Origin of the sequence: Hymenobacter sp. CRA2 (genome assembly GCF_002007105.1) — a bacterium.
Taxonomy (GTDB): Bacteria; Bacteroidota; Bacteroidia; order Cytophagales; family Hymenobacteraceae; genus Solirubrum.
Genome location: NZ_MVBC01000040.1, coordinates 1 through 856 on the forward strand (window position 1 = coordinate 1; position 856 = coordinate 856).

An 856-nucleotide genomic window follows, 5' to 3' on the forward strand; every position below is an offset into this window, starting at 1 on the left:
CTAGAGCCTGTTATGGACTAGTAGGCAGGAAAACGCCTTTGGCTAAGAGCAAGGCAACGAAGGCCAAGAAGTGGAATTGCTGCATGGTCAGCGCGAGGCGTTCGTAGTCGCGGGCCAAGCGGCGGAAGCGGGCGGCCCAGCCGAAGCTGCGCTCGACTACCCAGCGGCGGGGCAACAGCACGAAGCCCGTCTGCCCCTCGGGTTTGGCAATGACCTGCAAGTCAATATCATGCATAGCCGCTGCGTACTCGGCGTCTTCGCCCGTGTAACCTTGGTCGGCATAGGCCACTTGCACGCGCTGGCCCGTGACCTGCTGCACCCGCTCGCACAAGGCGGCCACCTGCCCCCGGTCGGGCGCGTTGGCCGGCGTGACCACGGCGGCCAGCAAATGGCCCAGCGTGTCGACGGCCACGTGTACCTTGCTGCCTTTGCGCCGCTTGGCCCCGTCGTAGCCAGCGCGGGCCCCGCTTTCGGGCGTGCTCTGGATGGTACGCGCGTCCAAAATCACGGCTGTCGGCTCGGCCTCGCGCCCAGCCAGCAGCCGCGCCAACTCGCGTAAATCGGCCAACAGATGCTCAAAACAACGGTTGTCGCGCCAGCGCGCCCATTGCTGATACACCGCTTCCCACGGTGGCAAATCGTGCGGTAGGTAGCGCCAGCCGCAGCCGGTTTTGACTAGGTAGCGCACGGCGTTGAACACGGCCCGCAATGCGTGCTGCCGCTGCGGCGCGTCTTCCCGCACCAAGGCCAAATACGGCGCCACAAACGCCCATTCCTCGTCCGTTACGTCGCTGGGGTAACCACTGCGCTGTGCCATCCCCCAAATTACGCCACCAGTCCATAACAGGCTCTAGCT

The 856-nt window shown here is 64.7% G+C and carries 1 protein-coding gene; it reads right to left on the reverse strand.

Annotation, left to right across the window (positions count from 1 at the left end; translation table 11 throughout):
* Positions 1-10: 10 nt before the first annotated feature.
* Entirely contained in the window at positions 11-817 is an 807-nt protein-coding gene (locus tag B0919_RS24475; RefSeq protein ID WP_078014940.1) for an IS5 family transposase, read from the reverse strand.
* Positions 818-856 lie beyond the last annotated feature (39 nt).